At 76.8% G+C, this 26,822-nt stretch carries 29 protein-coding genes and 1 rRNA gene; 17 read left to right on the top strand and 13 right to left on the bottom strand.

The window, feature by feature from the left end:
- Positions 1-12: 12 nt before the first annotated feature.
- Positions 13-474: a DUF309 domain-containing protein gene (locus tag BUE37_RS00145; RefSeq protein ID WP_073417759.1), complete on the bottom strand. Its 462-nt coding sequence runs from the start codon at positions 472-474 to the stop codon at positions 13-15.
- 178 nt (positions 475-652) lie between these two features.
- Between BUE37_RS00145 and egtA the strand changes: the two genes are divergently transcribed.
- The 9 genes from egtA to egtE all read left to right on the top strand — a co-directional run bounded on the left by egtA (position 653) and on the right by egtE (position 9,080).
- The gene (gene egtA, locus BUE37_RS00140; protein WP_073419398.1) at positions 653-1,909 is read left to right on the top strand and encodes an ergothioneine biosynthesis glutamate--cysteine ligase EgtA; all 1,257 of its coding nucleotides are present in this window, start codon (positions 653-655) and stop codon (positions 1,907-1,909) included.
- Positions 1,906-3,186: an ergothioneine biosynthesis protein EgtB gene (egtB, locus tag BUE37_RS00135; protein WP_073417757.1), complete on the top strand. Its 1,281-nt coding sequence runs from the start codon at positions 1,906-1,908 to the stop codon at positions 3,184-3,186. Before egtA ends, egtB begins: the two co-directional genes overlap by 4 nt.
- A 2-nt stretch (positions 3,187-3,188) precedes the next feature.
- On the top strand, positions 3,189-3,899 hold the full coding sequence (egtC, locus tag BUE37_RS00130; protein WP_073417755.1) for an ergothioneine biosynthesis protein EgtC: 711 nt from the start codon (positions 3,189-3,191) through the stop codon (positions 3,897-3,899).
- A complete protein-coding gene (egtD, locus tag BUE37_RS00125; RefSeq protein WP_073417753.1) occupies positions 3,896-4,867 on the top strand; it encodes an L-histidine N(alpha)-methyltransferase in 972 nt (323 codons plus the stop codon). Before egtC ends, egtD begins: the two co-directional genes overlap by 4 nt.
- A gap of 118 nt (positions 4,868-4,985) precedes the next feature.
- Complete coding sequence (locus BUE37_RS00120; protein ID WP_073417751.1) at positions 4,986-5,798, top strand: DUF4397 domain-containing protein; 813 nt, start codon at positions 4,986-4,988, stop codon at positions 5,796-5,798.
- A 5-nt stretch (positions 5,799-5,803) separates the two neighbouring features.
- Entirely contained in the window at positions 5,804-6,472 is a 669-nt protein-coding gene (locus tag BUE37_RS00115) for a class F sortase (RefSeq protein WP_073417749.1), read from the top strand.
- A 50-nt stretch (positions 6,473-6,522) separates the two neighbouring features.
- Positions 6,523-7,122: an RNA polymerase sigma factor gene (locus BUE37_RS00110; protein WP_073419397.1), complete on the top strand. Its 600-nt coding sequence runs from the start codon at positions 6,523-6,525 to the stop codon at positions 7,120-7,122.
- Complete coding sequence (locus BUE37_RS00105) at positions 7,103-7,933, top strand: anti-sigma factor (RefSeq protein ID WP_073417747.1); 831 nt, start codon at positions 7,103-7,105, stop codon at positions 7,931-7,933. Before BUE37_RS00110 ends, BUE37_RS00105 begins: the two co-directional genes overlap by 20 nt.
- Before the next feature lie 16 nt (positions 7,934-7,949).
- Positions 7,950-9,080 carry an ergothioneine biosynthesis PLP-dependent enzyme EgtE gene (egtE, locus tag BUE37_RS00100; RefSeq protein ID WP_073417745.1) on the top strand — a complete coding sequence of 377 codons (1,131 nt, stop codon included), beginning with the start codon at positions 7,950-7,952 and terminating at the stop codon, positions 9,078-9,080.
- 58 nt (positions 9,081-9,138) lie between these two features.
- On the opposite strand, the gene BUE37_RS00095 is transcribed toward egtE, so the two are convergent.
- Entirely contained in the window at positions 9,139-10,521 is a 1,383-nt protein-coding gene (locus tag BUE37_RS00095) for an 8-oxoguanine deaminase (RefSeq protein WP_073417743.1), read from the bottom strand.
- Between the two features lie 122 nt (positions 10,522-10,643).
- On the opposite strand from BUE37_RS00095, the gene BUE37_RS00090 reads away from it, so the two are divergent.
- The 4 genes from BUE37_RS00090 to BUE37_RS00075 all read left to right on the top strand — a co-directional run bounded on the left by BUE37_RS00090 (position 10,644) and on the right by BUE37_RS00075 (position 15,514).
- Positions 10,644-11,519: an FAD binding domain-containing protein gene (locus BUE37_RS00090; protein WP_073417742.1), complete on the top strand. Its 876-nt coding sequence runs from the start codon at positions 10,644-10,646 to the stop codon at positions 11,517-11,519.
- Positions 11,510-11,998, top strand: coding sequence for a (2Fe-2S)-binding protein (locus BUE37_RS00085; RefSeq protein WP_073417740.1), 489 nt, complete (start codon positions 11,510-11,512; stop codon positions 11,996-11,998). Before BUE37_RS00090 ends, BUE37_RS00085 begins: the two co-directional genes overlap by 10 nt.
- The gene (gene pucD / locus BUE37_RS00080) at positions 11,995-14,364 is read left to right on the top strand and encodes a xanthine dehydrogenase subunit D (RefSeq protein ID WP_073417739.1); all 2,370 of its coding nucleotides are present in this window, start codon (positions 11,995-11,997) and stop codon (positions 14,362-14,364) included. Before BUE37_RS00085 ends, pucD begins: the two co-directional genes overlap by 4 nt.
- A gap of 193 nt (positions 14,365-14,557) precedes the next feature.
- Entirely contained in the window at positions 14,558-15,514 is a 957-nt protein-coding gene (locus BUE37_RS00075) for a serine hydrolase (RefSeq protein ID WP_073417737.1), read from the top strand.
- 7 nt (positions 15,515-15,521) lie between these two features.
- Here BUE37_RS00075 and BUE37_RS00070 read toward each other — a convergent pair whose 3' ends face one another.
- Together BUE37_RS00070 and alc are read right to left on the bottom strand one after the other, a co-directional pair.
- The gene (locus tag BUE37_RS00070) at positions 15,522-16,265 is read right to left on the bottom strand and encodes an SDR family NAD(P)-dependent oxidoreductase (RefSeq protein WP_073419396.1); all 744 of its coding nucleotides are present in this window, start codon (positions 16,263-16,265) and stop codon (positions 15,522-15,524) included.
- Positions 16,266-16,391: 126 nt separating this feature from the next.
- On the bottom strand, positions 16,392-17,387 hold the full coding sequence (alc, locus tag BUE37_RS00065) for an allantoicase (RefSeq protein ID WP_073417735.1): 996 nt from the start codon (positions 17,385-17,387) through the stop codon (positions 16,392-16,394).
- An 83-nt stretch (positions 17,388-17,470) separates the two neighbouring features.
- Between alc and BUE37_RS23550 the strand changes: the two genes are divergently transcribed.
- A complete protein-coding gene (locus tag BUE37_RS23550) occupies positions 17,471-17,632 on the top strand; it encodes a hypothetical protein (RefSeq protein ID WP_175562755.1) in 162 nt (53 codons plus the stop codon).
- On the opposite strand, the gene allB is transcribed toward BUE37_RS23550, so the two are convergent.
- Genes allB through BUE37_RS00025 form a run of 8 tightly spaced genes read right to left on the bottom strand, consistent with a single transcriptional unit; the run spans position 17,633 to position 24,484 of the window.
- Positions 17,633-18,946, bottom strand: a complete 1,314-nt coding sequence (gene allB, locus BUE37_RS00060) for an allantoinase AllB (protein ID WP_073417733.1) — start codon at positions 18,944-18,946, stop codon at positions 17,633-17,635.
- On the bottom strand, positions 18,943-19,626 hold the full coding sequence (locus BUE37_RS00055; RefSeq protein ID WP_073417732.1) for an urease accessory protein UreD: 684 nt from the start codon (positions 19,624-19,626) through the stop codon (positions 18,943-18,945). Before BUE37_RS00055 ends, allB begins: the two co-directional genes overlap by 4 nt.
- Entirely contained in the window at positions 19,623-20,300 is a 678-nt protein-coding gene (gene ureG, locus BUE37_RS00050) for an urease accessory protein UreG (RefSeq protein WP_073417730.1), read from the bottom strand. Before ureG ends, BUE37_RS00055 begins: the two co-directional genes overlap by 4 nt.
- An 18-nt stretch (positions 20,301-20,318) precedes the next feature.
- Positions 20,319-20,957 (bottom strand): urease accessory protein UreF, encoded by a 639-nt coding sequence (locus tag BUE37_RS00045; protein WP_073417728.1) that lies wholly within the window; start codon positions 20,955-20,957, stop codon positions 20,319-20,321.
- Positions 20,957-22,678 (bottom strand): urease subunit alpha, encoded by a 1,722-nt coding sequence (locus BUE37_RS00040; RefSeq protein WP_073417726.1) that lies wholly within the window; start codon positions 22,676-22,678, stop codon positions 20,957-20,959. The genes BUE37_RS00045 and BUE37_RS00040 overlap by 1 nt, the downstream gene beginning before the upstream one ends.
- Positions 22,678-22,995, bottom strand: a complete 318-nt coding sequence (locus BUE37_RS00035) for an urease subunit beta (RefSeq protein ID WP_245794209.1) — start codon at positions 22,993-22,995, stop codon at positions 22,678-22,680. The genes BUE37_RS00040 and BUE37_RS00035 overlap by 1 nt, the downstream gene beginning before the upstream one ends.
- Positions 22,992-23,294 (bottom strand): urease subunit gamma, encoded by a 303-nt coding sequence (locus tag BUE37_RS00030; RefSeq protein ID WP_073417724.1) that lies wholly within the window; start codon positions 23,292-23,294, stop codon positions 22,992-22,994. Before BUE37_RS00030 ends, BUE37_RS00035 begins: the two co-directional genes overlap by 4 nt.
- A gap of 59 nt (positions 23,295-23,353) precedes the next feature.
- Positions 23,354-24,484, bottom strand: a complete 1,131-nt coding sequence (locus tag BUE37_RS00025; RefSeq protein WP_073417722.1) for an epoxide hydrolase family protein — start codon at positions 24,482-24,484, stop codon at positions 23,354-23,356.
- Positions 24,485-24,593: 109 nt separating this feature from the next.
- Here BUE37_RS00025 and BUE37_RS00020 point away from each other — a divergent pair, with 109 nt between their 5' ends.
- The 3 genes from BUE37_RS00020 to BUE37_RS00010 are packed head-to-tail and all read left to right on the top strand — an operon-like array spanning position 24,594 to position 26,586.
- Complete coding sequence (locus BUE37_RS00020) at positions 24,594-24,956, top strand: GntR family transcriptional regulator (RefSeq protein ID WP_073417720.1); 363 nt, start codon at positions 24,594-24,596, stop codon at positions 24,954-24,956.
- A complete protein-coding gene (locus BUE37_RS00015) occupies positions 24,953-25,891 on the top strand; it encodes an ABC transporter ATP-binding protein (RefSeq protein ID WP_073417718.1) in 939 nt (312 codons plus the stop codon). Before BUE37_RS00020 ends, BUE37_RS00015 begins: the two co-directional genes overlap by 4 nt.
- Positions 25,888-26,586, top strand: coding sequence for a hypothetical protein (locus BUE37_RS00010; RefSeq protein WP_073417716.1), 699 nt, complete (start codon positions 25,888-25,890; stop codon positions 26,584-26,586). The genes BUE37_RS00015 and BUE37_RS00010 overlap by 4 nt, the downstream gene beginning before the upstream one ends.
- A gap of 144 nt (positions 26,587-26,730) precedes the next feature.
- Here the strand turns inward: BUE37_RS00010 and rrf are convergent.
- Positions 26,731-26,822: ribosomal RNA gene (gene rrf, locus BUE37_RS00005) — 5S ribosomal RNA — on the bottom strand; the annotation flags it as partial.

Below are 26,822 nucleotides of genomic sequence, written 5' to 3'. Positions count from 1 at the left end.
GTCTGCCCGGGCTCAGGGGCGCGGGCCAGGGGCGCGCAGGCGGAGCGGCCGGTCCGGGTCGAGCGGCCCGCGCGCCCAGGCCAGCAGCCCGGCGACGTCGAGGCCGTGCGGCGGTGCGGCGGCGTAGGGGGCGACGTTGGCGGCGCCCCGCTCCACCAGCGTCGCGGCGCCGCGGGCGTTCCCGCGGGCGGCGTGGGTGAGGCCGACGGCGAGCTGGGCCAGACCGCGCCAGAGCTGCCGCTCCTCCCCGGGCGCGGCCTTCCACGCGTCCTCCAGCACCTCGTGGGCGTGGAACGGGCGGCCGTCGTCGAGCAGTGCCTGCGCCTCGGCCACCGCCTCGTCCGGGGTGCGCGGCACACCCTCGGGCGCCCGCTCGACGCCCTCGGCACCGCGCGGCAGCGGGCGGCCGAGCGCGTCGCGGGGGCGGGCGTTGCGGGCCCGGCCCTCCGGATCCCGGTCGCGGGAGACATCCACCCGGCGATCGTGCGACGAACGCGGGAGGACGGCACGACGACGACGGCCACGGGGGGTTGTCACCGCGGCCGTCGCGTGACTGGATGGGAGCCGAGGACGGCCGCGCACTGGAGGCCGCCCCCGCACCGACCCGCGGTCGCCCCGGCGACCGGTCCGGACCTGGAGGGGGGTGGGCGCCATGGCGCCCGTCGTGGAGGAGTGCACGGCGCTCGACCTGGACGCCGCCGTCGCGGCCGTCACCGCCGCCGCGCTGCGGCCGGGGCCCGTGAGCACCGTCGGCCTGGAGCTCGAGGCGCACCTGGTCGACCTGGACGCGCCCGCCGACCGGGTGCCGTGGGAGCGCGTCACGGCCGCGGTCGCCGGCCTGCCGCCGCTGCCCGGCGGCTCGCGGGTGACGCTCGAGCCCGGCGGGCAGGTGGAGCTCTCCGGCCCGCCGCTGCCCGGCGCCGGCGCGGCCGTGGCCGCCCTGCGGGCCGACCGGGCGGTGCTCGCGTCGGCACTGGCCGCGGACCGGCTGGCGCTCGCTCCGCTCGGCACCGACCCGCTACGGCCGCCCGCCCGGGTGAGCCCCGCCCCGCGGTACCGGGCGATGGAACGGCACTTCGCCGCCGTGGGCTGCGGCGAGGCGGGCGCCGCGATGATGACGGCGACCGCGTCGCTGCAGGTCAACCTCGACGCCGGCCCGCGGGAGGGCTGGGGCGCGCGGGTGTCACTGGCCCACCGGGTGGGCCCGGTGCTGGTGGCGCTGTCGGCCTGCTCGCCGCTGACCGCCGGGCGGGCCACCGGCTGGCGCTCGGCGCGCCAGCGGGTGTGGGGCGCGATCGACCAGCGCCGCTGCGGGCCGCTGCTCGGCGGCCCCGACCCGGCCGGCGAGTGGGCCGACTACGCCCTCGCCGCCCCGGTGATGCTGGTGCGCGACCCGGCGAGCGGCGCGGCGGAGCCGGTCCGCGCCCGGGTGCCGTTCGCCGACTGGGTCACCGGCGCCGCGCCGCTGGGCGGGCGCCGGCCGACGGCGGCCGACCTCGACTACCACCTGTCCACGCTGTTCCCGCCGGTCCGCCCGCGTGGCTACCTGGAGATCCGCTACCTCGACGCCGCCCCCGAGCCGTGGTGGCCGGCGCTGGCCGCGGTCACCACCGCGCTGCTCGACGACCCGCGGGCCGCCGACGCCGCGGCCGACGCCACCGCGCCCGTGGCCGGCGCCTGGACCCGCGCCGCCCGCGACGGGCTGGCCGACCCCGCGCTGCGCGCCGCCGCGGTGGCCTGCCTGGCGGCGGCGGTGCCCGCCGTCCCCGCGGCGCTGCGCCCGGAGGCCGAGGCGCTCGCCGCGCTCGCGGAGTCCGGGCGGTCCCCCGGCGACCTGCTGCCCCCCGATCCCGTCGCCGCCCTGCTCACCGCCACCCTCCCGATCCCCGGCCCGGAGGACCTGCCGTGACCGCGACTCCCGAACGGCTGGCCCGGGAGCTGGAGGCCGCCCGCCGGCGCACCCTGCTGCTCACCGACCACGACGCCCCGGAGCTGCTGCGCCAGCACAGCCCGCTGATGAGCCCGCTGGTGTGGGACCTCGCGCACGTCGGCCAGCAGGAGGACCTGTGGCTGCTGCGCGGCGGTGACGCCCGCCGGCCGGGCCTGCTGCCGCCCGCCGTCGAGGCGCTGTACGACGCCTTCACCCACCCCCGGGCGGTGCGCGACCGGCTGCCGCTGCTGCCGCCCGTGGAGGCACGCGCCTACGTGCGCGAGGTGCGCGGGCGGGTGCTGGACCGGCTGGAGCGCCTCGGGCCGGACGACGACCCCTTCGACGTCGCGATGGTCGTCAGCCACGAGGCCCAGCACGCGGAGACCATGCTGCAGACACTCGGCCTGCGCACCGGCCCGCCGCTGCTCGGCGACGGCGACCCGCTGCCGCCGGGCCGGCCGGGCGTGGCCGGGACGTCGGTGCCCGTGCCCGGCGGGCCGTTCGTGCTCGGCGTCGACGCCGCCGACGAGCCGTTCTCCCTGGACAACGAGCGGCCGGCGCACGTGGTCGACGTGCCCGCCTTCCGCATCGGCCGGGTGCCGGTGACCAACGCCGAGTACGCCGCCTTCGTCGCCGACGGCGGCTACGACACCCCGCGCTGGTGGTCGGCGCGCGGCTGGGCGCACCGGCAGGAGGCCGGGCTCACCGGGCCGCGGAACTGGAGCCCCGACGGCACGGTGCGCACCCGCTTCGGCGTGCTGGAGGAGGTGCCGCCCGACGAGCCGGTGCAGCACGTGACGTTCTTCGAGGCGGAGGCGTACGCCGCCTGGGCCGGCGCCCGGCTGCCCACGGAGGCGGAGTGGGAGAAGGCCGCCGTCTGGGACCCCGCCACCGGAGGGCGGCGGCGCTGGCCGTGGGGCGACGCCGACCCGACGCCGGCGGTGGCGAACCTCGGCGGCGGGGCGCTGCGGCCCGCGCCCGCCGGCGCCTACCCGGCGTCGGCCTCCCCGTGCGGGGCCGAGCAGATGATCGGCGACGTCTGGGAGTGGACGTCGTCGGACTTCACCGCCTGGCCCGGCTTCCGCCCGATGCTCTACGCCGACTACTCCGCGCCCTTCTTCGGCGGCGACTACAAGGTGCTGCGCGGCGGCGCCTGGTCGGTGGAGCCCTCGATCCTGCGGCCGAGCTTCCGCAACTGGGACCACCCGGTGCGCCGGCAGGTGTTCAGCGGGCTCCGGCTGGCCTGGGACGCGTAGGCGTGTGCCGCCACCTCGCCTGGCTCGGCCGGCCGCGGTCGCTCGCGTCGCTGGTGCTCGACCCGCCGTCGTCGCTGCTCGTGCAGTCGTGGGCGCCGCGGCGGCAGCGGTACGGCACCGTCAACGCCGACGGCTGGGGCGTGGGCTTCTGGGCCGAGGGGCGCGAGGGCCCGGCGCGGTGGCGATCGGCCCGGCCGCTGTGGGGCGACCCGTCGTTCGCCTCGGTGGCGCCGGTGCTCCGGTCGGGCTGCGTGGTGGCCGCCGTCCGCTCGGCGACCGTGGGCATGCCGCTGGAGGAGAGCGCGGTCGCGCCGTTCACCGACGGGCGGTGGCTGCTGTCGCACAACGGCCGGGTCGACCGGGCGGTGCTGCCGCCGGTGCGCGACGCGGAGTCCACCGTCGACAGCGCGCTGCTCGCGGCGCTGGTGTTCGCCCGCGGGCCCGAGGCGCTCGGCGACGTCGTCCGGGAGGTGGGGGCCGCCGACCCCGCCGCCCGGCTCAACCTGCTCGCCGCCGACGGCAGCCGGCTGCTGGCCACCACCTGGGGCGACACGCTGTCGGCGCTGGTCACCGACGAGGGGACGGCGCTGGCCAGCGAGCCGTGGGACGACGACCCGGCCTGGACCGACCTCCCCGACCGATCGCTGGTCGCGGTGACGCCCGACGGCCTCACCGTGACCTCCCTCGACCGCCCGAGCAGAGGAGCCCCGTGACCGACACGCAGGACCGCCTGACCCCATCCGACGCCGATGCGCTGGCCGCCGACGTGCGGGCCGGGCTCACCGCGACGCCGAGGTCGCTGCCGCCGCGCTGGTTCTACGACGCCCGCGGCAGCGAGCTGTTCGACGAGATCACCCGGCTGCCCGAGTACTACCCGACCCGCGCCGAGCGGGCCGTCCTCGAGGCGCACGCCGGCGACGTCGCGGCCGCCTCGGGCGCCGACGTGCTGGTGGAGCTCGGCAGCGGCACGTCGGAGAAGACGCGGCTGCTGCTCACCGCGCTCTCCCGCGCGGGGACGCTGCGCCGGTTCGTGCCGGTCGACGTCGACCCGACCGTGCTGGCGGCGGCCGGCACGGCGATCCGCGGGGAGTACCCGGGCGTCGTCGTCGAGCCGCTGGTCGCCGACCTCACCTGCGACCTGCACCGGCTGCCCCGCACCGGCCGGCGGCTGGTGGCCTTCCTCGGCTCCACGATCGGCAACCTCGAGCCGGGCCCGCGGGCGGCCTTCCTCCGGGACCTGGCCGCCACGCTGCGGCCCGGCGACTCCTTCCTCCTCGGCACCGACCTGGTCAAGGACCCGGCGCGGCTGGTGCGCGCCTACGACGACGCCGCAGGGGTGACCGCGGCGTTCAACCGCAACGTGCTGGCGGTGCTGCGCCGCGAGCTCGGCGCCGACGTCGACCCCGACGCCTTCGAGCACGTGGCGCTCTGGGACCCCGACGCCGAGTGGATCGAGATGCGGTTGCGCGCGCGCACCGACCAGGTGGTGGCGGTGCCGGCGCTCGGGCTGGAGGTGCCGTTCGCCGCGGGCGAGGACCTGCGCACCGAGGTGTCGGCGAAGTTCCGCCGGGAGGGCGTCGAGGCCGAGCTCGCCGCGGCGGGCCTGGCGATGACGCACTGGTGGACCGACCCGGCCGGCGACTTCGGCGTCTCCCTCTCCGTCCCCGCACCGGTGTCCTGAGCCGGGTCGTGCTCTGCACACACCGGTGTGCAGAGCACGACCTCGCCCGGGACTGCATCCGGACCTGGGAGGACGCCGGAAGAGGGGGTGTCAGCACACCCCGACCCCGGAGGTCCCCGTGACCCGCACCCGCACCCTCGGCATCGCCACCGTCGCCGGTACCGGCGCACTGCTGGCGCTCGGCGTCGCCCCCGCCTCGGCGGCCGACGCCACCGTCTCGGTCCTGCACGCCGTCCCGGACACCCCGGTGGACGTCTACGCCAACGGCGAGCGGCTCATCGACGACTTCCAGCCCGGCACCCTGACCGACCCGCTGTCGCTGCCGGCCGGCTCCTACGACCTGGCGCTCTTCCCCGCCGACGCCGCCGACGGCTCGGGCACCCCGCTGCTGTCGGCGAACGACGTCGCCGTCCCGTCCGGCGCCAACGCCACCGTCGTCGCCCACCTGACCGCCGAGGGCCAGCCGGCGCTCACCCCGTTCGTCAACGACGTCTCCGAGGTGGCCGCGGGCCAGGGCCGGGTCACCGTCCGGCACACCGCCGCCGCCCCCGCCGTCGACGTCCGCGCCGGCGGCCAGGTGGTCGTGCCCAACCTCGCCAACCCGAACGAGGCGTCGCTGGAGGTCCCGGCGGGCACCGTGAGCGCCGACGTCGTCCTGGCCGGCACCGGCACGGTCGCCATCGGCCCGGCCGACCTCGAGGTCGCCGAGGGCGCCACCACGATCGTCTACGCGTGGGGCTCCGAGGAGGCCGGCTACGAGCTCGCCGTCCAGACGATCGGCGGCGGCCACTCCTCGCCGTCCGGCGTCCCCGGCGGCAGCGCCGGCCTGGCCGACGACGAGGGCCTGCCGATGCCGCTGCTCGGCCTGTCCGCCCTGGGCCTGGTCGGCGCCGGCCTGGCCGCCCGCCGGCTCGCCACCACGCGGGCCTGACGGCCGTGCGACCCGCTGCCGCCGGCGTGGCCCTGGGCCTGGCCCTCGCCGTGGGCGTGCCCACCGCGTGGGAGCTGACCCGGCCCCCGGCGGCGGCGGGCGCGCCCGTCGAGCAGGCCCTCGCGGCCACCCCGACACCGACACCGACCCCGACGACGGCACCCCCGCCGTCGCCGGCCGTCCCGCAGGTGACCACCCGCGACGCCGCGCCGTCCCCCGCCGCCCAGGTGGTCCCGCCGGTCCGGGTCGAGATGCCCGCCCGCGGCCTCGACGTCCCCGTCGACGCCGTGGGCACCGCGGACGACGGGCAGATGGCCATCCCCGACGACGTCGACCGTGCCGGCTGGTACCGCTTCGGCCCGGCGCCCGGCGCGGCCGGCTCGGCGGTGGTCGCCGGACACGTCGACGACGTCGAGCAGGGCCTCGGCGCGATGGCGGCACTGCGCGCGGCCGAGCCCGGCGACGAGGTGCTGGTCACCGACGCCGCCGGCGCCGTCACCCGCTGGCGGGTCCTCGGCCGGGAGCTGCTCGACAAGGGCGCCCTGCCGGTCGACGACCTGTTCCGCCGCGACGGACCGCCCCGGCTGACCCTCGTGACCTGCGGCGGACCGTTCCTCCCCGACCTCGGCGGTTACCGCGACAACCTCGTCGTCGTGGCGGAGCCGGCGCCGTGACCGGCCTGCTCGAGCCCCGCACGGGCCGGTGGTCGCCTAGGGTCGGTGACGTGACCACCCAGGCCGAGCCGGTGCCCCCGGGCGCGGCGGAGCCCGACGACGACGAGGTCGGGCGCCGCTTCGCCGCGGGCGACGAGCAGGCGCTGGCCTGGGCCTACGAGCGCTGGGCCGCCCGCGTTCACGGCATGGCGGTGCGCGCCTTCGGCCCCGGCCCCGACGCCGAGGACGTCACCCAGCAGACCTTCGTCTCCGCCTGGACCGGCCGCGCCGGCTACCGCCCCGACCAGGGCCCGCTGCCCGCGTGGCTCACCGGCGTCTGCCGCCACAAGATCGCCGACACCTGGGCCAAGCGGGACCGCCAGCGCCGCGCCGCCGAGGCCGCGATCATCGAGGCCCAGGCCCGCCCGACCGGCGGCCCGCAGCCGGTCGACGCCGCCGTCGCCGACCGCGTGCTGCTGCTCGGCGAGCTGGACCGCCTGGGGCAGCCCCAGCGCGGCATCATCGAGCTGGCGTTCTTCGCCGACCTCACCCACGCGCAGATCTCCGAGCGCACCGGCCTGCCGCTGGGGACGGTCAAGAGCCACATCCGGCGCACCCTGGAGCGCCTGCGCGACCGGTTGGAGGTGGACGGTGCCGCACTGCACGCCTGAGGACCTCGGCCTGGCGGCGCTGCGCGAGCCGCTGGGCCCCGACGCCGCCGAGCACCTCGCCGGCTGCGCCTCCTGCACCGACGAGGTGGGCCGGCTGCGCCGCGCCGTCGACGTGCTCACCGTCCCCGAGCTGGCCGAGCCGACGGCGCCGGTCGCTCCCCCGCCCGCGCTGTGGGCCGGCATCGCCGCGGCCACCGGCGTCTCCAGCGCCCCGCGCCCGCAGGTGGTGGCGGCGTCGGCCCCGCCGGCCGGCCCCGTGCCCGACGCGCCGCCCGTTCCGCTCGCACCCCTGCCCGCGGAACCGGTCCCCCTGCGGCCGGCCGCCGCCCGGCCGCTCCCGCCCGAGCCGCCGGTCGCCCCGGTGGTGCCGCTGCGCCCCCGCCGCTCCCGGCTGCTGCTCGCCGCCGCCGCGGCGCTCGTGGTGGGCCTCGGTGTCGGGGCCGGCGCGGTGGCGCTGTCCGGCCGGGAGGACGAGGGCGTCGCGGTCGCGGCGGCGCAGCTCGACCCGCTGGCCGGCAGCGACGCCACCGGCACCGCCTCGGTCGTCGAGCGCGAGGACGGCACGCGGGTGCTGCGGGTGGAACTCGCCGCCGACGCGCCGGCCGAGGGCTACTACGAGGCCTGGCTGCTCACCGAGTCGGTGTCCGGGCTGGTCCCGCTCGGGGTGGTCCGCGCCGGCACGGAGGAGTTCGAGCTGCCGCCGGGCATCGACATCGGCGAGTACCCGGTCGTCGACGTCTCCGTGGAGCCCCTCGACGGCGACCCCGCGCACTCCGGCGAGTCGGTGGCCCGGGGGCTGCTGGAGTCCTGAGCGCTAGCGTCGCGGGGTGACCGCGCTCGACCTGCTGCTGCCGCACGACGACCTCGCCGACGCCTGGCGCGCCGGCCGCCCCCGCGCGGCCGGCCGGCACCTGGACTCCGCCGCGTGCAGCCGGCAGAGCGAGCGGGTGCTCGGCGCGGTCGCGCAGCACGCCCGGCACGAGGCCGAGCTCGGCGGCTACGTGGCGCAGGCGGCGGCCGAGCACCTGCTGCAGCAGGGCCGCAGCGTGATCGGCGGGCTGGCCGGCATGGCGGCGGCCGACGTGGTCTTCGTCGAGTCGGCGCAGGCGGCGCTCGGGGCGCTGCTGGCCGCCTGGCGGCTGCCGGCCGGGACGCGGGTCGCGGCGCCGACCGGCGAGTACGGGCCGAACCTGGCGCTGCTGCGGGCGGCCGGGCTCGAGGTGGTCCCGGTGGCGTCCGACGGCGACGGGCGGGTCGACGTCGCCGCGCTGGAGCGGCTGCTGGTCGCCGACCCGCCGCGCTTCGTGCACCTCACGCACGTGGGCAGCCACCGCGGCGTCGTCCAGCCGGCCCGCGAGGTGGCGGCGCTGTGCCGGGCGCACGGGGTGCCGCTGGTGCTCGACGCCGCGCAGTCGCTCGGCCACGTCGACGTCGACCTCGGCGCCGACGTCGTCTACTCGACCTCCCGCAAGTGGCTGGCCGGGCCGCGCGGCGTCGGGGTGCTGTGCGTGCGCCCGGCGGTGGCCGCGGAGCTCACCCCGGCGGTCCCGGCGCCCGGGGACGTGCCGCCGCTGCGCGCGCTGGAGAGCGGCGAGGCGCACGTGGCCGGGCGGGTGGGGCTGGTGCTCGCGGTCGGGGAGCACCTGGCCTCCGGCCCCGACCGGGTGCGCGAGCGGTTGGCGGCGCTGGGCCGGGCGGCGCGCACGGTGCTCGACGGCGCGGCGGGCTGGTCGGTGGTGGAGCCGGCCGGCGAGCCCACCTCGACGACCACGCTGCGCCCGCCGGACGGCGTCGACGTCGCGGCCACCCGGGCGCGGCTGCTCGCCGAGCACGGCGTCGTCACCACCGCGGCCGGCCCGGAGCGGGCGCCGGGCGAGATGACCGGGCCGGTGCTGCGGGTGTCGCCGCACGTGGACGCCACCCTCGACGACCTCGAGGCCCTCGCCGCCGCCCTCTGAGGGCCTTTGTAGCGCCAATGGCTCCCCGCCGAGGGGCCTTTGTAGCGCTATTGGCCCCTCAGACGGCGGCCTGCATGCGCTCGCTCACCCGGCGGTGGACGGCGAGCTGCTCGTCGAGGCCCGGGTGCACCGGCACGCCGTCCTCCACCACGAACCGCCCGCCGACGACGGTGTGCCGCGCGGCCACGGGCCCACAGCGCAGCCACGCCTCCACCGGGTCCGACAGCGCGCCCGCGAACGCCGGACCGGTGAGCGGCCAGACGGCGAGGTCGCCGCACGCGCCCACCGACAGCTGCCCGATCTCGCCGGTGCGCCCGAGGCACGCCGCGCCGCCGCGGGTGGCGATCTCCAGGGCGTCGCGGGCGGAGAAGGCGCCGGCGCCGTGCCGGAGCTTGCCCTGCAGCATCGCGGTGCGGGCCTCCAGCCACAGCGACGCCGCGTCCGCCGACGCCGACCCGTCGACCCCCAGCCCCACCGGCGCCCCGGCCGCCCGCAGCTCCGCCACCGGCGAGAGCCCGCTGCCCAGCACCATGTTCGACGACGGGCAGTGCGCCGCACCGACCCGCGCGGCCCCGAGCCGGGTCACCTCGTCCGCCGAGGGCCACACCACGTGCGCGAGCCAGGTGCGGTCGGTCATCCAGCCGACGTCGGCGAGGTAGTCCACGGGGCGGCGGCCGAAGCGCTCGAGGCAGAACGCGTCCTCGTCCTGCGTCTCGGCGAGGTGGGTGTGCAGCCGGACGTCGAGCCGCTCGGCGAGCTCCGCCGTCCGGGTCATGAGCTCCGTGGAGACGCTGAACGGCGAGCAGGGCGCCAGTGCCAGCCGGGTCAGCGCGTGCGGAGAGCGGTCGTGGTGGGCCTCCACCAGGCGCTGCGACTCCGCGAGGACCTCGTCGTCGTCCTGGACGACGGAGTCCGGCGGCAGCCCGCCGTCCTTCACCGACAGCGACATCGAGCCGCGGGTGAAGTGCGAGCGCATCCCGAGGTCCCGGGCGGCGCGCACCTCGGCGCCGATCAGGTCGCCGGCGCCGCGCGGGTGCACGTAGAGGTGGTCGGTGGAGGTGGTGCACCCGGCCAGCGCGAGCTCGGTCAGCCCGACGTACGCCGACACGTACGCGGCCTCCTCGTCCAGCCGCGCCCACAGCGGGTACAGGGTGACCAGCCACTCGAAGAGCCCGCCGGTCAGCGCGGGGGCGAAGGAGCGGGTGAGGTTCTGGTACAGGTGGTGGTGGGTGTTGACCAGCCCGGGCGTGACCAGGCAGCCGCGCGCGTCCACGGTGCGGGCGGCGTCCGGCCGCGGGTCGCCGGGCCCGCCGACGCCGCTCACCACCCCGCCGGTGACGGCGACCCAGCCGCCGGGGATCTCGCGCCGGCCGTCGTCGACGGTGGCGAGCAGGTCGGCACCGTGCACCAGCAGGTCGGCGGTCGTCTCCACGCGCCGCATCCTGCCCAGCCCGTGTGAACGCGGCGAGTCGCCACGTGACGGCGTGCAACCCGATCGGAACGCACCGGGGCTACCGTGGCCGTCCCCCGGGAACCCGGGGGCCTGAGCCACCGGGAGCGACGATGGACTTCCTGCAGCCCGCGACGTGGGCGGAGGCGCTGGAGGCGAAGGCCGCCGCCCGCGAGGCCGTCCCGATCGCCGGGGGCACCGACGTCATGGTGGCGGTCAACTTCGGCCGCCTGCGCCCGACGACGCTGATCGACCTCACCCGCGTCCCCGAGCTGCAGGAGTGGGGCCTCGACGACGGCGCGGTGCGGCTGGGCGCCGGCGTCCCCTACGCCCGGGTGATCACCGAGCTCGGCGGCCGGCTGCCCGGGCTGGCGATGGCGGCGCGCACGATCGGCTCGCCGCAGATCCGCAACCGCGGCACCGTCGGCGGCAACCTGGCCACCGCCTCGCCCGCCGGCGACGCGCACCCCGCGCTGCTGGCCGCGGGCGCCGAGGTCGAGGTCGCGTCGGTCCGCGGCACACGCCGGATCCCGGTGAGCGAGTTCTATCGGGGCGTCAAGCGCTCCGCCCTGGCCGACGACGAGCTGATCGCCGCCGTCCGCATCCGCCCGCCGGCCGGGCCGCAGCAGTACAGCAAGATCGGCACCCGCAACGCGATGGTCATCGCCGTCGCCGCCTTCGGCCTGGCCCTGCACCCCGACCGCCGCGCCGTCGGCACCGGCATCGGGTCGGCCGCCCCCACCCCGCGCCGCGCGCCGGAGGCCGAGGAGTTCCTCGCCGGCGAGCTCGACGGGCTGTGGGAGTCCCGCGGCGAGCTGCCGGCCGCCACCGCCGGTCGCTTCGGCGAGCTAGTCGCCGCGGCCGCCGCCCCCATCGACGACGTCCGGGGCACCGCCGCCTACCGCGTGCACGCCCTGTCCGTGATGGCCCGCCGCACCCTCACCTGGGCCTGGGCCGACTACCGCAAGGGAGACCCGACGTGCGCCTGAGCTGCTCGGTCAACGGCACGCCCCGCGAGGTCGACGACGTGTGGGAGGGCGAGAGCCTGCTCTACGTCCTGCGCGAGCGGATGGGCCTGCCCGGGTCGAAGAACGCCTGCGAGCAGGGCGAGTGCGGCTCGTGCACCGTCTACCTCGACGACGTCCCGGTCTGCGCCTGCCTGGTCGCCGCGGGGCAGGCGCAGGGCCGCGAGGTCGGCACCGTCGAGGGCCTCGCGCCCGCCGGCGAGCTGCACCCGGTCCAGGAGGCGTTCCTCGAGGCCGGCGCCGTCCAGTGCGGCTTCTGCACGCCCGGCCTGCTGGTGGCCACCGACGACCTGGTCGCCCGCACCCGCGCCGAGGGCCGCAAGCCCGCCGACGCCGAGATCCGCGAGGCGCTGGCCGGCAACCTCTGCCGCTGCACCGGCTACGAGAAGATCCTCGACGCCGTCCGCCTGGCCGCCGACCGCATGGCAGGTGACGCGCGATGAGCACCCCCACCCGCGCCCCGAGCGGCGCCCCCGCGCACCTGACCGGCGCCGGCGGCGGCATCGGCGCCGACGCGCAGCGCCCCGACGGCGTGCTCAAGGTCCGCGGCGAGTTCGCCTACGGCAGCGACCTGTGGATGGACGACATGCTGTGGGGCGTCACGCTGCGCAGCCCGCACCCCTACGCCCGCATCCGGTCGATCGACGTCGGCCCCGCGCTCGCCGTCCCCGGGGTGCACGCCGTCCTCACCAGCGACGACGTCCCCGGCGAGAAGGTCTACGGCCTCGAGCTCGCCGACCAGCCGGTGCTCGCGCTCGACGTCGTCCGCTACCAGGGCGAGCCGGTGGCGCTGGTGGCCGCCGACCACCCCGACACCGCCCGGCGGGCCGCCGCGCGCGTCGTCGTCGACTACGAGGTGTGGGAGCCGGTCACCGACGCCCGCACCGCGCTGGGGCACCCCACCTGGAACCAGGTGCACGAGACCCCCGCCGAGGTCACCGAGCTGAGCCGGGAGAGCGCCCACCTGCACCCGCAGGGCAACCTGGTGCGCCACCTCAAGATCCGCAGGGGCGACCCCGAGCCCACGGCCGACGTCGTGGTGATCGGCGAGTACGAGGTCGGCATGCAGGACCAGGCGTTCCTCGGGCCGGAGTCCGGGCTCGCGGTCCCGGCGGAGGACGGCGGCGTCGACCTCTACGTGGCCACCCAGTGGCTGCACGTCGACCAGCGGCAGATCTGCGCGGCGCTGGGCATGCCCGAGGACAAGGTGCGGCTGACCCTCGCCGGCGTCGGTGGGGCGTTCGGCGGCCGCGAGGACCTCTCGATGCACGTGCACGCCTGCCTGCTGGCGCTGCACACCGGCCGGCCGGTGAAGATGTCCTACAACCGCGAGGAGTCCTTCTTCGGCCACGTGCACCGGCACCCGGCCACCATGCGCTACGAGCACGGCGCCACCCGCGACGGCGACCTCGTCTACGTCCGGGCCACGATCTACCTCGACGGCGGCGCGTACGCCTCCAGCACCCCCGCGGTCGTCGGCAACGCCGGCACGATGGGCCTCGGCCCCTACGTCGTCCCGAACGTGCACGTCGACTGCTACGGCGCCTACACCAACAACCCGCCCTGCGGCGCCATGCGCGGGTTCGGCTCCGTGCAGACCGCCTTCGCCTACGAGTCGCAGATGGACGCGCTCGCCGCCGAGCTCGGCATGGACCCGGTCGAGCTGCGCTGCCGCAACGCGATGGAGGAGGGCTCGGTCACCCCCAACGGGCAGGTGGTCGACAGCGCGGCGCCGGTCGTCGAGCTGCTGCGCCGGCTGGAGGCCATGCCGATGCCCCCGGCGCCCGCCACCGGCGCCGACGTCGACCTGCGCGACATGCCGGGCGGGGTCTCCAACACCACCCACGGCGAGGGCGTGCGGCGCGGCGTCGGGTACGCCGTCGCCTACAAGAACGTCGCCTTCTCGGAGGGCTTCGACGACCACTCGACGGCGCGGGTGCGGCTGGAGGTCGTCGGCGGCGAGGCGGTGGCCACCGTGCACACCGCGGCCGCCGAGGTCGGGCAGGGCCTGGTCACCGTCGAACAGCAGATCGCCCGCACCGAGCTCGGCGTCGAGCGCGTCGTCGTCGCCCCGAAGGACACCGCCGTCGGCTCGGCCGGCTCCACCTCCGCGTCGCGGCAGACCTACGTCACCGGCGGCGCGGTGAAGGCCGCGTGCGAGGCGGTGCGGGAGCGGGTGCTGTCCCGCGCCCGGGACCTGGTGGGACGGGCCGTGCCCGACCTGCGGCTGGACGGCGGCAAGGTCGTCTCCGACGGCGAGGGCGTCGCGCTGACGCTGGCCGAGGTGCTCGCCGACGACGTCGTCGAGGAGACGCTGGAGTGGCGGCACCGGCGGACCGAGCCGATCGACCCGGAGACCGGCCAGGGCTTCGCGCACGTGCAGTACGCGTTCTCCGCGCACCGCGCCGTGGTCGACGTCGACACCGAACTCGGCCTGGTCAAGGTCGTGGAGATGGCCTGCACCCAGGACGTGGGCAAGGCGATCAACCCGCAGGCGGTGATCGGGCAGATCCAGGGCGGCACCGCGCAGGGCCTCGGCCTCGCGGTGATGGAGGAGATCCTGGTGCGCGACGGCCGGGTGCAGAACCCGTCGTTCACCGACTACCTGATCCCCACGGTGCTCGACATGCCGCCGATGCGCATCGAGGTCCTGGAGTACGCCGACCCGCACGCCCCCTATGGGCTGCGCGGCGTCGGCGAGGCGCCCAACATCTCCTCCGGCCCGGCGGTGCTGGCCGCGATCCGCCAGGCCACCGGCCTGCCGCTGACCCGCGTGCCGGTCCGCCCGGAGCACCTCACCGGGACGTGAGCGTGCGCTCAGCCCGGAGGGTGACGACGGCGTAGGCCGCCGGGGGTACCGGGGGGCGGTCCGGGATCGGCTCCTGCTCCGACGCGGGGGGAGGGCCTCCGGAACGAGGGTGGTCGCCGACCCGACCGCCCCGATCCGGAGAGCCGGCGCACGCACGGCCGGCCTGGATCGCCCCGCCGAGGAGCCCTCCCATATGGCCCCGACCCGCCTTGCTCCTGCCCGGCCCGCCCCTGCCCGGTCCGGGCGCCCCGTCGTCCCGGGCCGGGCACCGACCCGCTACGGCCGCGGCGGGCGCCCCCTGCGGAGGCGCCGCCCCGGCCCGGCCCGGCTGGCGGCGCTCGGCCTCGCCGTCGCCGCGGCCGTCGTCGTGGTGCCGGCCGTCCGGGACGCGGTCGGCGGCTGCGACCAGGACCCGGCGCTCCCGGCCGCGGCGGTGGACGCCGCAGCCCGGATCGGGGTGGACGCCGGGCTGCGGGTGGGCGTCGCCGTGGTGGACACCGCGACCGGCGCCTGCCTGGTGGCCGGCGACCAGGACGGTGAGTTCGCCACCGCCTCCGTGGTGAAGGTGATGGTCGCGGCCCGGCTGCTGACCGAGGGGGCGTTGACCGGTGAGACCGAGGCGCTGGCCCGTGCGATGGTCAGCCTCTCCGACGACGCCGCGGCGAACGTGCTGTGGGAACGGGCCGGCGGCCCGGACCTCGAGCCGTGGATCGAGGAGCACTACGACCTGCCGGAGCTGGGCTCCCCCAACGGGATCACCGGCCGCTGGGGCAACACCCACGTCACGCCCCTCGGCCTGGCGCGGCTCTACGCGGCCCTGCGGGCGGACCCGGTGGTCTGGCCCTGGCTCGGCGCCGCGCTGCACGACGTGCGGGCCCGGGCCGCGGACGGCACGGACCAGGGCTTCGGCCTGCAGTCCGTCGCACCCGGCGCCGCGGTCAAGCAGGGGTGGGCGAACGGCTCCGCCGACGACGCGGGCGACGCGGTGGTCAACAGCACCGGGCTCCTGGCGGGCGACCGCTACGTCGTCGTCCTGCTGACCGAGGGCGACGGGAACGTGTCCGGGTGCGACGGCCGTGGGTTCCACGCCGGCCAGGCGGCGGTCGTCACCGCCATGGCGCAGCAGCTCGTCCCGTCCCTGGCGGGATGAGGGGCCCTCAGCCCGAGATGCCGGCCAGGCGGTCCATCGCGGCCAGCACGCGGTCCTGCAGGCCGGGGTCCTCCAGCGTGCCCGGTGTCCGGGCAGGGCGGCGACCGGCGGTGTAGCCGCCCGGCCAGTCGCCGGCCGCGGCCAGCGCCACCCGCGCGCCGCCGTCCTCGACGTCGCCCGGCGCGCCCGCGGAGGCGAGCTTCGTGCGCACCCAGCCGGGGTCGACGGCGCCCACCCGCAGGTGCGGCAGGCGGCGGGCCCAGCCGAGGGACAGCACGACGTCGAGGGCCTTGGAGTCGGCGTAGGCCCGGCGGGAGTCCCGCGGGGTGCCGAGGTCGTCGGGGTCGACGCGACCCGAACCGACCATGCCGCTGCCGAGGAAGACCAGCCGCTCGCGCACCCGGTCGCGCAGGAGGGCGGTCAGCAGGTGCGGCGCCAGCGCGTTGACGGCGAAGGCGATCTCGTGGCCCTGCGCGCTGGGCGCCGCGCCGTCGGCCGGCCACACGCCGGCGTTGTGCACGAGCGCGTCCACCTCACCGATCCGGTCGGCCAGCGCGCGCACCTGGCCGAGGTCGGCCAGGTCGCCGGTGACCAGCCGGACGTCGCCGAGCCGCCCCAGCTCCTCGGCCACCGGCGCACCCCGGGCCTCGCCGCGGGCGTGCAGGACGACGGTGTGCCCGTCGCCGAGCAGCTGCCGTGCGGCCGCCCGGCCGATGCCGTCGGTGGACCCGGTGATCGCGATCGTCGCCACGGGCGCCACCTACCCGCTGCTCCGCGTGCCATCCCCGGGACGTTCCCGCGGGAACGCCTCGGAGCGTGTGCGGCGACGCCGCGTTCCGGACCCCGGGATGCCGCGCCGGCGCACACGCTCGGCCCCTCAGCGCCTGGCCGTGGCCTCCCACCGCTGCTGCAGGGCGGCGCGGCCGGCACCGGTCGGGCGGCCCCACAGCCGCAGCCGGGCCATGCCGCCGTCGGGGAACACGTCCATCCGGACCGAGGTCACCGCGGCGTCGCCAGGGAGCACGAAGCGGTGCCGGGTGTCGGGCTGCATCGGCGTGCGGGGCAGCAGCTCCACCTCGGCGCCGTCCGCCGTCCGGCCGGTCAGCGACGCCGCGCCGGGCGCGTTGCCGAGGAACCAGGAGGTGTCGAGCTCGGCGAGGGTCACCGTGCCCTCGCAGGCCAGCGCGACGTCGACCCAGTCGTTGCCGTCGTCGCGGCGGCGGGCGTTCTCCCAGCCCTCCCCCATCGAGCGGGCCTCGCCGCGGCCGATGAGCTGGTGCGGGCTGCCGTAGAAGGCGTTGCTCACCCCGGTCACTCGGCCGCCGTTCTCCAGCGCCGCGAGGTCGCAGGGGCCGGCGTCGAGCAGCCGCGGGTCGGGCACGACCTCGCCGTGCACCCGCAGCCGGGCGACGCCCCCGTCGGGGTGAATCGACAGCCGCACGTGCGTCACCCGCGGCCCCGGCTCGACGGCGAAGCGGTTGGCGGTGCCGCCGGCCAGGTCCGACAGCGGCAGCAGCGGCACCCAGTCGGCGCCCGCCAGCGCGGACGCCGGCGGGTGGCCCTCCACCGCCGCCCCCTCCAGCGACGCCCGCGGCGGGTAGTTGCCGAGGAAGAACGCCGTGTCCACGACGACGGCGCGCACCACCCCCGGCATGCCGAGCCGCACGACCGCCTCGTCGTGCCCGGGCTCGCGCCGGCGCCGGGTCTCCCAGCCGTCGTACTCCTTGCCGCGGGCGCCGAAGTCGTCGCGGGCGCGCGCCGGGCCGGGCAGGACGAGGGCCTCCTTGCCGGCGAAGAACTCGTCGTTGGCGGCGACCACGGCACCGCCCTGCGTGCGCACGGCGAGGTCGGGCAGGTCGAACGGGTCGCTCACGGCTCTCCTCCGGGGTCGGCGGGGGTCACTGTGTCACGGGCGGGGTAGGGGTCCGGTGTTCCACCAGACCCCGAGGAGGACCCGTGTCCGAACCGACCGACGACCTGCGCGAGCGCGCCCGCGAGCACGTCCGGCAGATGCCCGCCGAGACCGCGCTGGGCAACGCCGACCCCGCCGGGGGCTCCACCGACGACCCGAAGATCATGGACGACGCCGCCCGCGAGGAGGGCGAGCAGCAGTCCTGATCAGCGGTCCCCTCGGCCGAGCAACCGGCCGAGGGGGCTGCCGTCGGCCTCCCGCCCGCGCAGCCAGGTCCGCCGGACGACGCCGGTGAGCTCCCGCCCGGCGTAGGGCGTCACCGGGTTGCGGTGCTCCAGCCGTCCCACGGCGAACGGCTCGTCGGGGGCGAAGGCCACCAGGTCGGCGTCCCGCCCGACGGCGATCGCGCCCTTGCCCGGGAGCCCGGCCAGCCGCGCCGGCGCCTCCGCCATCCACCCGACCACCTGCGGGAGCGGGATCCCGCGGGCCCGCGCCCCGGTCCACACCGCGGGCAGGGTCACCTGCAGGCCGGCGATGCCGCCCCACGCCAGCCCGAAGTCGCCGACGTCGAGCCGCTTGAGCTCGGGCGTGCACGGCGAGTGGTCGCTCACGACCAGGTCGACGTCGCCGGCCGCCAGCGCCGCCCACAGCGCCTCCCGGTGCGCCGCCTCGCGGATCGGCGGGCAGCACTTGTAGGCGGTGTCGCCGTCGGGCACGTCCTCGGCGGCGAAGGTCAGGTAGTGCGGGCAGGTCTCCACGGTGACGCGCACGCCGTCAGAACGGGCGGCGCGCAGCAGCGGCAGCGCGTCGCCGTCGGCCAGGTGGACGACGTGGCTGCGCGCGCCGGTGTCCCGCGTGGCCGCGACCAGCCGGCCGATCGCCGTCTCCTCCGCCGCGGGTGGCCGGGAGGCGAGGAACGCCGCGTAGCTCGCGCCCGCGGGCTCCGGCGCCGCGTCGATGACCGCCTCGTCCTCGGCGTGCGCGATGAGCAGCCCGTCGAACGCCGCCAGCTCGGCCAGCGCGGCGCGCAGACCGGCGTCGTCCAGCGGCGGGAACTCGGGCACCCCGGAGTCGAGCAGGAAGCACTTGAACCCGACGACGCCGGCCTCGTGCATCGGCCGCAGCTCGGCGAGGTTGCCGGGCACCGCGCCGCCCCAGAACGCCACGTCGACGGCGACCTGCCCGGCCGCCACCTCGCGCTTGACCCGCAGCGCGTCGAGCGTGGTGGTCGCCGGCACGGAGTTCAGCGGCATGTCCACGATCGTGGTGATCCCGCCGGCGGCCGCGGCCCGGGTGGCGCTGGCGAAGCCCTCCCACTCGGTGCGGCCCGGCTCGTTGACGTGCACGTGGCTGTCGACCAGCCCCGGGATCAGGACCTCGTCGTCGGCGAGGGTGACCGCGCCGGGCGGGACGTCGTCGAACGCCGTCACCGCCGTGACGACGCCGTCCCGCGTGTGCACGGCCGCGGCACGCTCGCCGCCCGGCAGCACCACCCGCCGCGCCCGCACGACGAGGCTCACGCCACCGCCTCCACCGCGCGCACCACGGTGTGCAGCTCGGCGCCCCAGGCGGTGGCCACCCACCCGGTGTCCAGCGGCAGGCGGACGGCGTCCCCGGCGGTCAGCACCCCGGCAGCCTGCCCCACGTGCACCGTGGACGCGTAGGCACGCGGCGCGACCGGCGGCAGCCAGGCCGGCGCTCCCGGGCCGAGACCGACGGTCGTGTGCACCAGCGGCCGCCCGTCGGCGACCACCCGCGTGGTGCCGGTCCACCGGCCGGGCTCCTCGCCGGTGCGGCCGAGCAGCACCTGCTCGGTGGCGGTCAGCACGGCGCCCGCCGCGAGCTCCGCCGTCAGCCCGGCGCGGTGGTGCGCGCCCCGGGCGACGACGGTCGGCTCCATCCGCAGGTCGAGCTCCCCGGCCACCTCCGCGAGGACGCGCTGCACCGAGGGCCGGTCGCCGTCGCGGGCGGGCAGCGCGACGGCGGCGGCCACCGAGCGCACCGCGAGCACGGCGCCCTCCTCGACCACCAGCCGGATCTCGGCGTCGTCGCCGCCGAGCGGGCCGAACGCCGTCGCCACGAGGTGGACGGCGGACGGACCGGTCCGGCGCACCGCCAGCTGCCCGCTCCCGCGGACCACCGGCAGCACGGTGCGCCCGCCGGGCCCCCGCCGCGCGACGACCTCGACCCGTGTCCTCACGCCTGCTGCAGCTGCCGCGCCCGCACCTGTGCGCGCACCCACTCGGCCACCTCGGTGGCGGCCGGGTCCTCGCGCAGCGAGATGAGCAGGGTCGGCTTGTCCCCGCGCACCACCGCGGAGTCGCGCCGCATGACGTCGAGGTCGGCGCCCACCAGCGGCGCGAGGTCGGTCTTGTTCACCACGAGCAGGTCGCTCGCGGTGACCCCGGGCCCGCCCTTGCGCGGCACCTTGTCCCCGCCGGCGACGTCGACGACGAACACCTGCACGTCGACCAGCCCGTAGCTGAAGCTCGCCGTCAGGTTGTCCCCGCCGGACTCCACGAGCACCAGCTCCAGGCCGGGGTGGCGGGCCTCGAGCAGCTCGACGGCGTCGAGGTTGGCGGTGATGTCGTCGCGGATGGCGGTGTGCGGGCAGCAGCCGGTCTGCACCGCCTCGATCCGGTCGTCGGGGAGGACGGCGTTTCGGCGCAGGAAGTCGGCGTCCTCGGTCGTGTAGATGTCGTTGGTGACGACGGCGAGGTCGTACTCGGCGCCGAGCGTGCGGCACAGCGCGGCGGCGAGCGCCGTCTTGCCCGAACCGACCGGGCCGCCGAGCCCGACGCGCAGCGGCCCGCCGTGCCGGTGTCCGTGCTCGTAGGCGTCCACGTAGTCGTCCAGGTTGTGGTCAGGTGGCATGTGTCCTCCGGTTGGTGATCATGACGCGAAGAAGCGGTCCCCTCTCGTGGCGTGCACCTCGGCCAGCAGGTCGAGGAGCGGGTCGGTGTCGGCGGACAGCTCGCCGTCCGCGCGCGAGAGGCAGTCCTCGGCGACGGCGTCGATCTCCGGCGCGAGCCGCGCGGTGACGGCGGCGACGGTGAGCGGGTCCATGGCGAGCAGCCGCTGGGCCGCGGTCGCCGGGCCGCTGACCGACAGGTAGGCGGCGGCCGCGGCGGCGTCGCGGGGCGTCAGCCCGCCGGCGGCCGCGGCGACGCCGAGCGCGACGGGGTGGTGCGGCGCGGCGGGCAGGGCGTCCCAGAGCGGCGAGGGCCAGGCGCGGCGGCCCACCCGCACGAGCCCGCGGCCCTGCTGCCGGGAGGCGGCCCGCAGCGCCGGCGACGGCGTCCGCGCGTCGGCCTCCGCATCGAGCACCGGGAGGTTCCTTCCACGGCACGCCGCTGCAGCGAGCCCGGCCGCCACAGCGCCGGACGTCACCAGCCGGCGCAGCAGGAAGGCGGCCAGCGACGCCGGGTCGCGCACCAGCCCGGCCGCGATCGCCTGCTCCACCCCGCCGGAATGCGTGTGCCCGCCCGCGGGGAGCCGCGAGTCGGCCAGCGTGAGCAGGGAGGCCGTCATCAGAACAGGAAGTACCGCTGCGCCATCGGCAGCTCGCGCACCGGCTCGGGCTCCCACACCTCGCCGTCCACGGTCACCGTGAAGGTGTCCGGGTCGACGCGGATCTCCGGCAGCGCGGTGTTCTCCGGCATGTCGGCCTTGGTGAGCCGGGTGGTGTCGGTGACCGCGGCCAGCCGCCGGTCGATGGCCAGCCGGTCGCCGAGCCCCGCCTCCAGGGCCGCCGGCGCCACGAAGTGCACCGAGGTCAGCGCCGGCACCTTCCCGTACGCGCCGAACATCGGCCGCGGGAGCTGCGGCTGCGGCGTCGGGATGGAGGCGTTGGCGTCGCCCATCTGCGCCCACGCGACCATCCCGCCCTTGAGCACCGCGTGCGGGCGGACGCCGAAGAACCGCGGGTCCCACAGCACGAGGTCGGCGAGCTTGCCGGGCTCCACCGAGCCCACCTCGCCGTCGATGCCGTGCGCCACCGCCGGGCAGATCGTGTACTTCGCGACGTACCGGCGGGCCCGCAGGTTGTCCGCGGCGCCGTCGCCGGCCAGCGACCCGCGCTTGCGCTTCATCACGTGCGCCGTCTGCCAGGTGCGCATCACGACCTCGCCCACCCGGCCCATGGCCTGCGCGTCGGAGCCGATCATCGAGATGGCGCCGATGTCGTGCAGCAGGTCCTCGGCGGCGATCGTCGTCGGCCGGATCCGGCTCTCGGCGAAGGCCAGGTCCTCCGGCACGGAGGAGTCCAGGTGGTGGCAGACCATGAGCATGTCGAGGTGCTCGTCGAGGGTGTTCACCGTGTGCGGCCGGGTCGGGTTGGTCGACGACGGCAGCACGTTCGGGTGCCCGGCGACGGTGATGATGTCCGGTGCGTGCCCGCCCCCGGCACCCTCGGTGTGGTACGCGTGGATCGACCGGCCGGCGATCGCCGCCAGGGTGTCCTCGACGAACCCGGCCTCGTTGAGCGTGTCCGAGTGCAGCGCGACCGGGACGCCGTTGCGCCCGGCCACGGTGAGGCAGGCGTCGATCGCCGCGGGCGTGGAGCCCCAGTCCTCGTGCAGCTTGAACCCGCTGGCACCGGCGCGGAGCTGCTCCTCCATCGACTCGAGCGAGACCGTGTTGCCCTTGCCGAGCAGCGCGACGTTCACCGGCCACGGGTCCATCGCCTCGAGCATCCGGGCCAGGTACCAGGCACCCGGGGTGATCGTGGTGGCCTTCGACCCCTCGGCCGGTCCGGTGCCGCCGCCGATGAGCGTGGTGACCCCGGAGCCGAGCGCCGTGGGGACGATCTGCGGGCAGATGAAGTGCACGTGGCAGTCGATGCCGCCGGCGGTGAGGATCCGGCCGTTGCCGGCCATCACCTCGGTGCCCGGGCCGATCACCAGGTCGGGGTGGACGCCGTCCATGGTGTCGGGGTTGCCGGCCTTGCCCAGCGCCACGATCCGCCCGTCGCGGATGCCGACGTCGGCCTTGACGATCCCCCAGTGGTCCAGGACGACGGCGCCGGTGATGACCAGGTCGGGTGCGCCCTGCGCGCGGGTGGCGCGGCCCTGGCCCATCGACTCGCGGATCACCTTGCCGCCGCCGAACACCGCCTCCTCGCCGGCGCGGCCGGGGCCGCCGCAGCGGTCCTCCTCGACCTCGATCAGCAGGTCGGTGTCGGCCAGCCGGATGCGGTCGCCCGTCGTGGGGCCGTACAGCTGGGCGTAGCGCTCGCGGGACAGCTGCACCATCAGCCGAGCCCTCCCTCTGCGGTCAGGCCGGGGACGACGCGCGCGCCGGCCAGCGGCACCAGCGCCACCGTGCGGGTGATGCCGGGCTCGAAGCGGACGGCGGTGCCGGCGGCGACGTCGAGCCGGTGGCCGGCTGCCGCGGCCCGGTCGAAGGCCAGGGCGCGGTTGGTCTGCGCGAAGTGGAAGTGCGAGCCCACCTGCACCGGCCGGTCGCCGGTGTTGGTCACCTCGAGCTCGATCCGCGGGACGCCGGGCAGCGTCTCGATCGTCCCCTCCGCGGGGATGACCTCACCCGGGACCACGGGCCCCACGCTCACGGGATCGGGTGGTGGACCGTGACCAGCTTGGTCCCGTCCGGGAAGGTCGCCTCCACCTGCACCTCCTCCAGCAGCTCGGGGACGCCGTCCATCACGTCGTCGCGGGTGAGCACCGTGCGGCCGGACTGCATGAGCTCGGCCACCAGCACGCCGTCGCGGGCGCCCTCGAGCACGTGGTCGGTGACGATCGCCGTCGCCTCCGGCAGGTTGAGCCGCAGGCCCCGCGCGCGCCGTCGTCGTGCCAGCTCGGCGGCGTAGGAGAGCAGCAGGCGCTCCTGCTCGTGCGGGGAGAGGTGCACGCGGGGTCCTCCGGGGGTCGGCGGAGCCCGGACGCTAACCGCCGGATGTGTCGCGGCGGTTACCTGAGCGGGCGGAAGAACTCCCGGACGTCGGCCAGCAGCTCGCCCGGCCGTTCCATCGCCGCGAAGTGCCCGCCGCTGTCGTGCTCGCGCCAGAGCCGCAGGTCGGTCAGCTGCCGCTCCACCCACGCCCGCGGCGGCACGAAGATCTCGTGCGGGAACAGCGAGACGCCGGACGGCACGTCCACCTGCGGTGCCCGCTCCTCCGGCGCCCGGGCCATCTCCCAGTACATCCGCGCCGACGACGTCGCCGTCCGCGTGAACCAGTAGACCGAGACGTCGTCCAACAGCCGGTCGAGCGCGATCGCGGAGGTCGGGTCGCCGTCGTTGTCGGTCCAGGCGGCGAACTTCTCGAGGATCCACGCGGCCTGCCCGGCCGGGGAGTCGGTGAGGCCGTAGCCGAGCGTCTGCGGCCGGGTGCGGTGCTGGTGGCTGTAGGACGACCCGTCCGTGCGGAAGGTGCGCATCCGGTCCAGGGCGCGCTGCTCGCGCTCGTCGAACTCGGTCTGCCCGGGCGGCGGCTCGGTCACCACCATGTTGAGGTGCACGCCGGCCACCCGGTCGGGGTGGCGCGCGCCCAGGTTGGCCGACACGAACGAGCCGATGTCCCCGCCCTGCGCCCCGAAGCGCTCGTAACCGAGCCGGCGCATCACCTCCGCCCACGCGTCCGCGGTCCGCGCCGGACCCCAGCCGGGCGCCTCCGGGTGCCCGCTCCACCCGTAGCCGGGCAGCGACGGCACGACGACGGAGAACGCGTCGCGCGGGTCCTCGGGGTCGGTGAGCGGGCCGAGGAGGTCGAGGAACTCGAGCACCGACCCGGGCCAGCCGTGCGTGAGGACCAGCGGCAGCGCCCCGGGGTGCGGCGAGGGGACGTGCAGGAGGTGGACCGCCAGCCCGTCGACGACCGTCGTCAGCTGGGGGACGGCGTCCAGCCGGGCCTGGCAGGCGGACCAGTCGTACTCCTCGGCCCAGTACCGGCAGACCTCGCGCAGCCAGTCCAGCGGCACGCCCTGCGACCAGTCACCGACCGTCGCGGCGTCGGGCCAGCGGGTGCCGCGCAGCCGGCGGCGGAGGTCGTCCACCTCCTCCGCGGGGACGTCGACGGCGAAGGGCGTCAGTGCGTCGTCCACGGCGCGACCGTAGCCGCTCTTGACGGTCGAGCTCCACCACCCCTACGGTTCACTACATGAGTAATGAACCCCGGCACCGGGACGAGCCGGCGGGACACCGGGGCGCCGGGTGAACGAGGACGCCGGCCCGATCTTCCGGCAGGTCGCGGCCCAGATCGAGAACGCGATCGTCGACGGCTCCCTCCCCGAGGAGAGCCAGGCGCCCTCGTCGAACGAGCTCAGCGCCTTCCACCGCATCAACCCCGCGACAGCCGCCAAGGGCCTCAACCAGCTCGTCACCGACGGGGTCCTCTACAAGAGACGAGGAGTCGGGATGTTCGTCGCCACGGGCGCCCGGGAGCAGCTGCTCAAGCGCCGCCGCAGCGAGTTCGCCGACCAGTACGTCCGCCCCCTGATGACCGAGGCCTCCAAGCTCGGCATCTCCACCACCGAGCTGGCCCGCATGATCGACCGCTGGGAGGACGAGCGATGACCGCCGCCGCGACGCTGACCGACGTCACCATGCGGTACCGGGAGCACACCGCCCTCGACGCGGTGACCACCTCCTTCGCCACCGACGGCATCACCGGCCTGCTGGGCCGCAACGGCGCCGGCAAGACGACGCTCATGCAGCTGCTCGCCGGGCACCGCGTGCCCAGCAGCGGCCAGGTGCGGGTGCTCGGCACCGACCCCTACGAGGACGACGCCGTCCTCCAGCAGATCTGCTTCGTCAAGGAGAGCCAGCGCTACCCCGACCACTTCCGGGTGCGCGACGCCCTCTCGGCGGCGGCCACCCTCTTCCCCACCTGGGACGAGGACCTGGCCCGCTCGCTGGTGGCCGACTTCGACCTCCCGGCCCGCCGGCCGGTGGTCAAGCTGTCCCGCGGGATGGTGTCGGCCGTCGGCATCACCATCGGCCTGGCCTCCCGGGCGCCGGTGACCTTCTTCGACGAGCCCTACCTGGGCCTCGACGCCGTCGCCCGCCAGCTCTTCTACGACCGGCTGATCGCCGACTACGCCGAGGAGCCCCGGACGATCGTCCTGTCCACGCACCTCATCGAGGAGATCAGCGGACTGCTCGAGCACGTCGTCCTCCTCGACGGCGGCCGAGTGCTCCTCGACGACGACGTCGAGACCCTGCGCGCCTCCGCCCTCACCGTCACCGGCCCGACCGGGCGCGTCGAGGCGCTGGCACGGGAGCACGAGGTGCTCACCCGGGACGCCCTAGGCGGGTCCACGCGCGCTGTCCTGCGCCTCGGCCGGCCGCTCGAACCGGCCGACCTTGCGGCGTCCGGCCTGGCGGCGGAGCCGACGCCGCTGCAGCAACTCGTCGTCGCCCTGAGCACGCGCGCCACGGGGACTGCCTCGGCGGCCGCCGCGGCCCGCACCGCCCGTTCCTCCACGCCCTACGAGGGAGCCACCCGATGAACCGCGTCCTGGCGTCCGCCCGGCTGCACGCGATGAACCCACTGCTGACCGTCGGCATCCCCTGGGGCGTCGTCTCGCTCAGCTTCGTCATCAACCTGGCGGTGTGGTCCCTGACCGACGCCGGCACGCAGCCGGGCGGCGGCATCACCGGCGGCGTCGCGTCCCTCTACATCACCGTCCTGGTGGTCTTCATCCAGTCGGTGACCCAGGTGATGCCCTTCGCGATGGGGATGAGCCTGAGCCGGCGCACCTTCTACCTGGGGACGGCACTGGCCGCGCTGGTCGCGGCGCTGGTCTACGGGGTCGCCGTGGCGCTGCTCGTCGCGATCGAGGACGCCACGGGCGGCTGGGGGATCCGGCTGAACTTCTGGGCCCCCGGCCAGATGGACGTCGACAACGTCGCCCTGCAGGTGCTCGTCTCCGGCGCCCCGATGCTCGCCGCGGCCTTCCTCGGTGTGGCGATCGGTGTGGTGATGAAGCGCTGGGGCCAGTACGGCATCTGGGGCCTGGTGATCGGCGCGATGGTCGTCTTCGGCGGCCTGGCCGTCCTGGTCTCCTGGCGCGGCTGGTGGGGCGACGTGGGCACCTGGCTGGTGGACCAGTCGACCCTCACCCTGGCCGTCGCCATCCCGGTGGCCCTGGCGGCCGTGGCAGCGGCGCTGTCCTTCGCCGGCCTCCGGCGGGTCGTCCCCTGACGGCGCACGACCGACGCCCGCGGCCCCGGTTCCGTCCTGACGGAACCGGGGCCGTTGCCCATTCCGCGACCGTTCCGGATGAATGGTCCCGGAAATGCAGGAAGGGCCCCCACCGGGTGGTGAAGGCCCTTCCTGTGAAGAGTTGTCCGGCGGCGTCCTACTCTCCCACCCCGTCTCCAGGGCAGTACCATCGGCGCTGAGAGGCTTAGCTTCCGGGTTCGGAATGGGTCCGGGCG

This window comes from Geodermatophilus nigrescens, from assembly GCF_900129495.1.
Lineage (GTDB): Bacteria > Actinomycetota > Actinomycetes > Mycobacteriales > Geodermatophilaceae > Geodermatophilus > Geodermatophilus nigrescens.
Note: the sequence above shows the minus strand (reverse complement) of the source record. Positions and strands in the feature narration are given on the sequence as shown.

Excerpts from the sequence above, each read along its gene's own strand:
- egtA (WP_073419398.1), top strand. The coding sequence starts at position 653 with ATGGCGCCCGTCGTGGAGGAGTGCACGGCGCTCGACCTGGACGCCGCC.
- BUE37_RS00090 (WP_073417742.1), top strand. The coding sequence starts at position 10,644 with ATGGACTTCCTGCAGCCCGCGACGTGGGCGGAGGCGCTGGAGGCGAAG.
- BUE37_RS00040 (WP_073417726.1), bottom strand. The coding sequence starts at position 22,678 with ATGGTGCAGCTGTCCCGCGAGCGCTACGCCCAGCTGTACGGCCCCACG.
- BUE37_RS00095 (WP_073417743.1), bottom strand. The coding sequence starts at position 10,521 with ATGCGGCGCGTGGAGACGACCGCCGACCTGCTGGTGCACGGTGCCGAC.
- pucD (WP_073417739.1), top strand. The coding sequence starts at position 11,995 with ATGAGCACCCCCACCCGCGCCCCGAGCGGCGCCCCCGCGCACCTGACC.
- BUE37_RS00075 (WP_073417737.1), top strand. The coding sequence starts at position 14,558 with ATGGCCCCGACCCGCCTTGCTCCTGCCCGGCCCGCCCCTGCCCGGTCC.
- BUE37_RS00010 (WP_073417716.1), top strand. The coding sequence starts at position 25,888 with ATGAACCGCGTCCTGGCGTCCGCCCGGCTGCACGCGATGAACCCACTG.
- ureG (WP_073417730.1), bottom strand. The coding sequence starts at position 20,300 with ATGCCACCTGACCACAACCTGGACGACTACGTGGACGCCTACGAGCAC.
- BUE37_RS00015 (WP_073417718.1), top strand. The coding sequence starts at position 24,953 with ATGACCGCCGCCGCGACGCTGACCGACGTCACCATGCGGTACCGGGAG.
- BUE37_RS00045 (WP_073417728.1), bottom strand. The coding sequence starts at position 20,957 with ATGACGGCCTCCCTGCTCACGCTGGCCGACTCGCGGCTCCCCGCGGGC.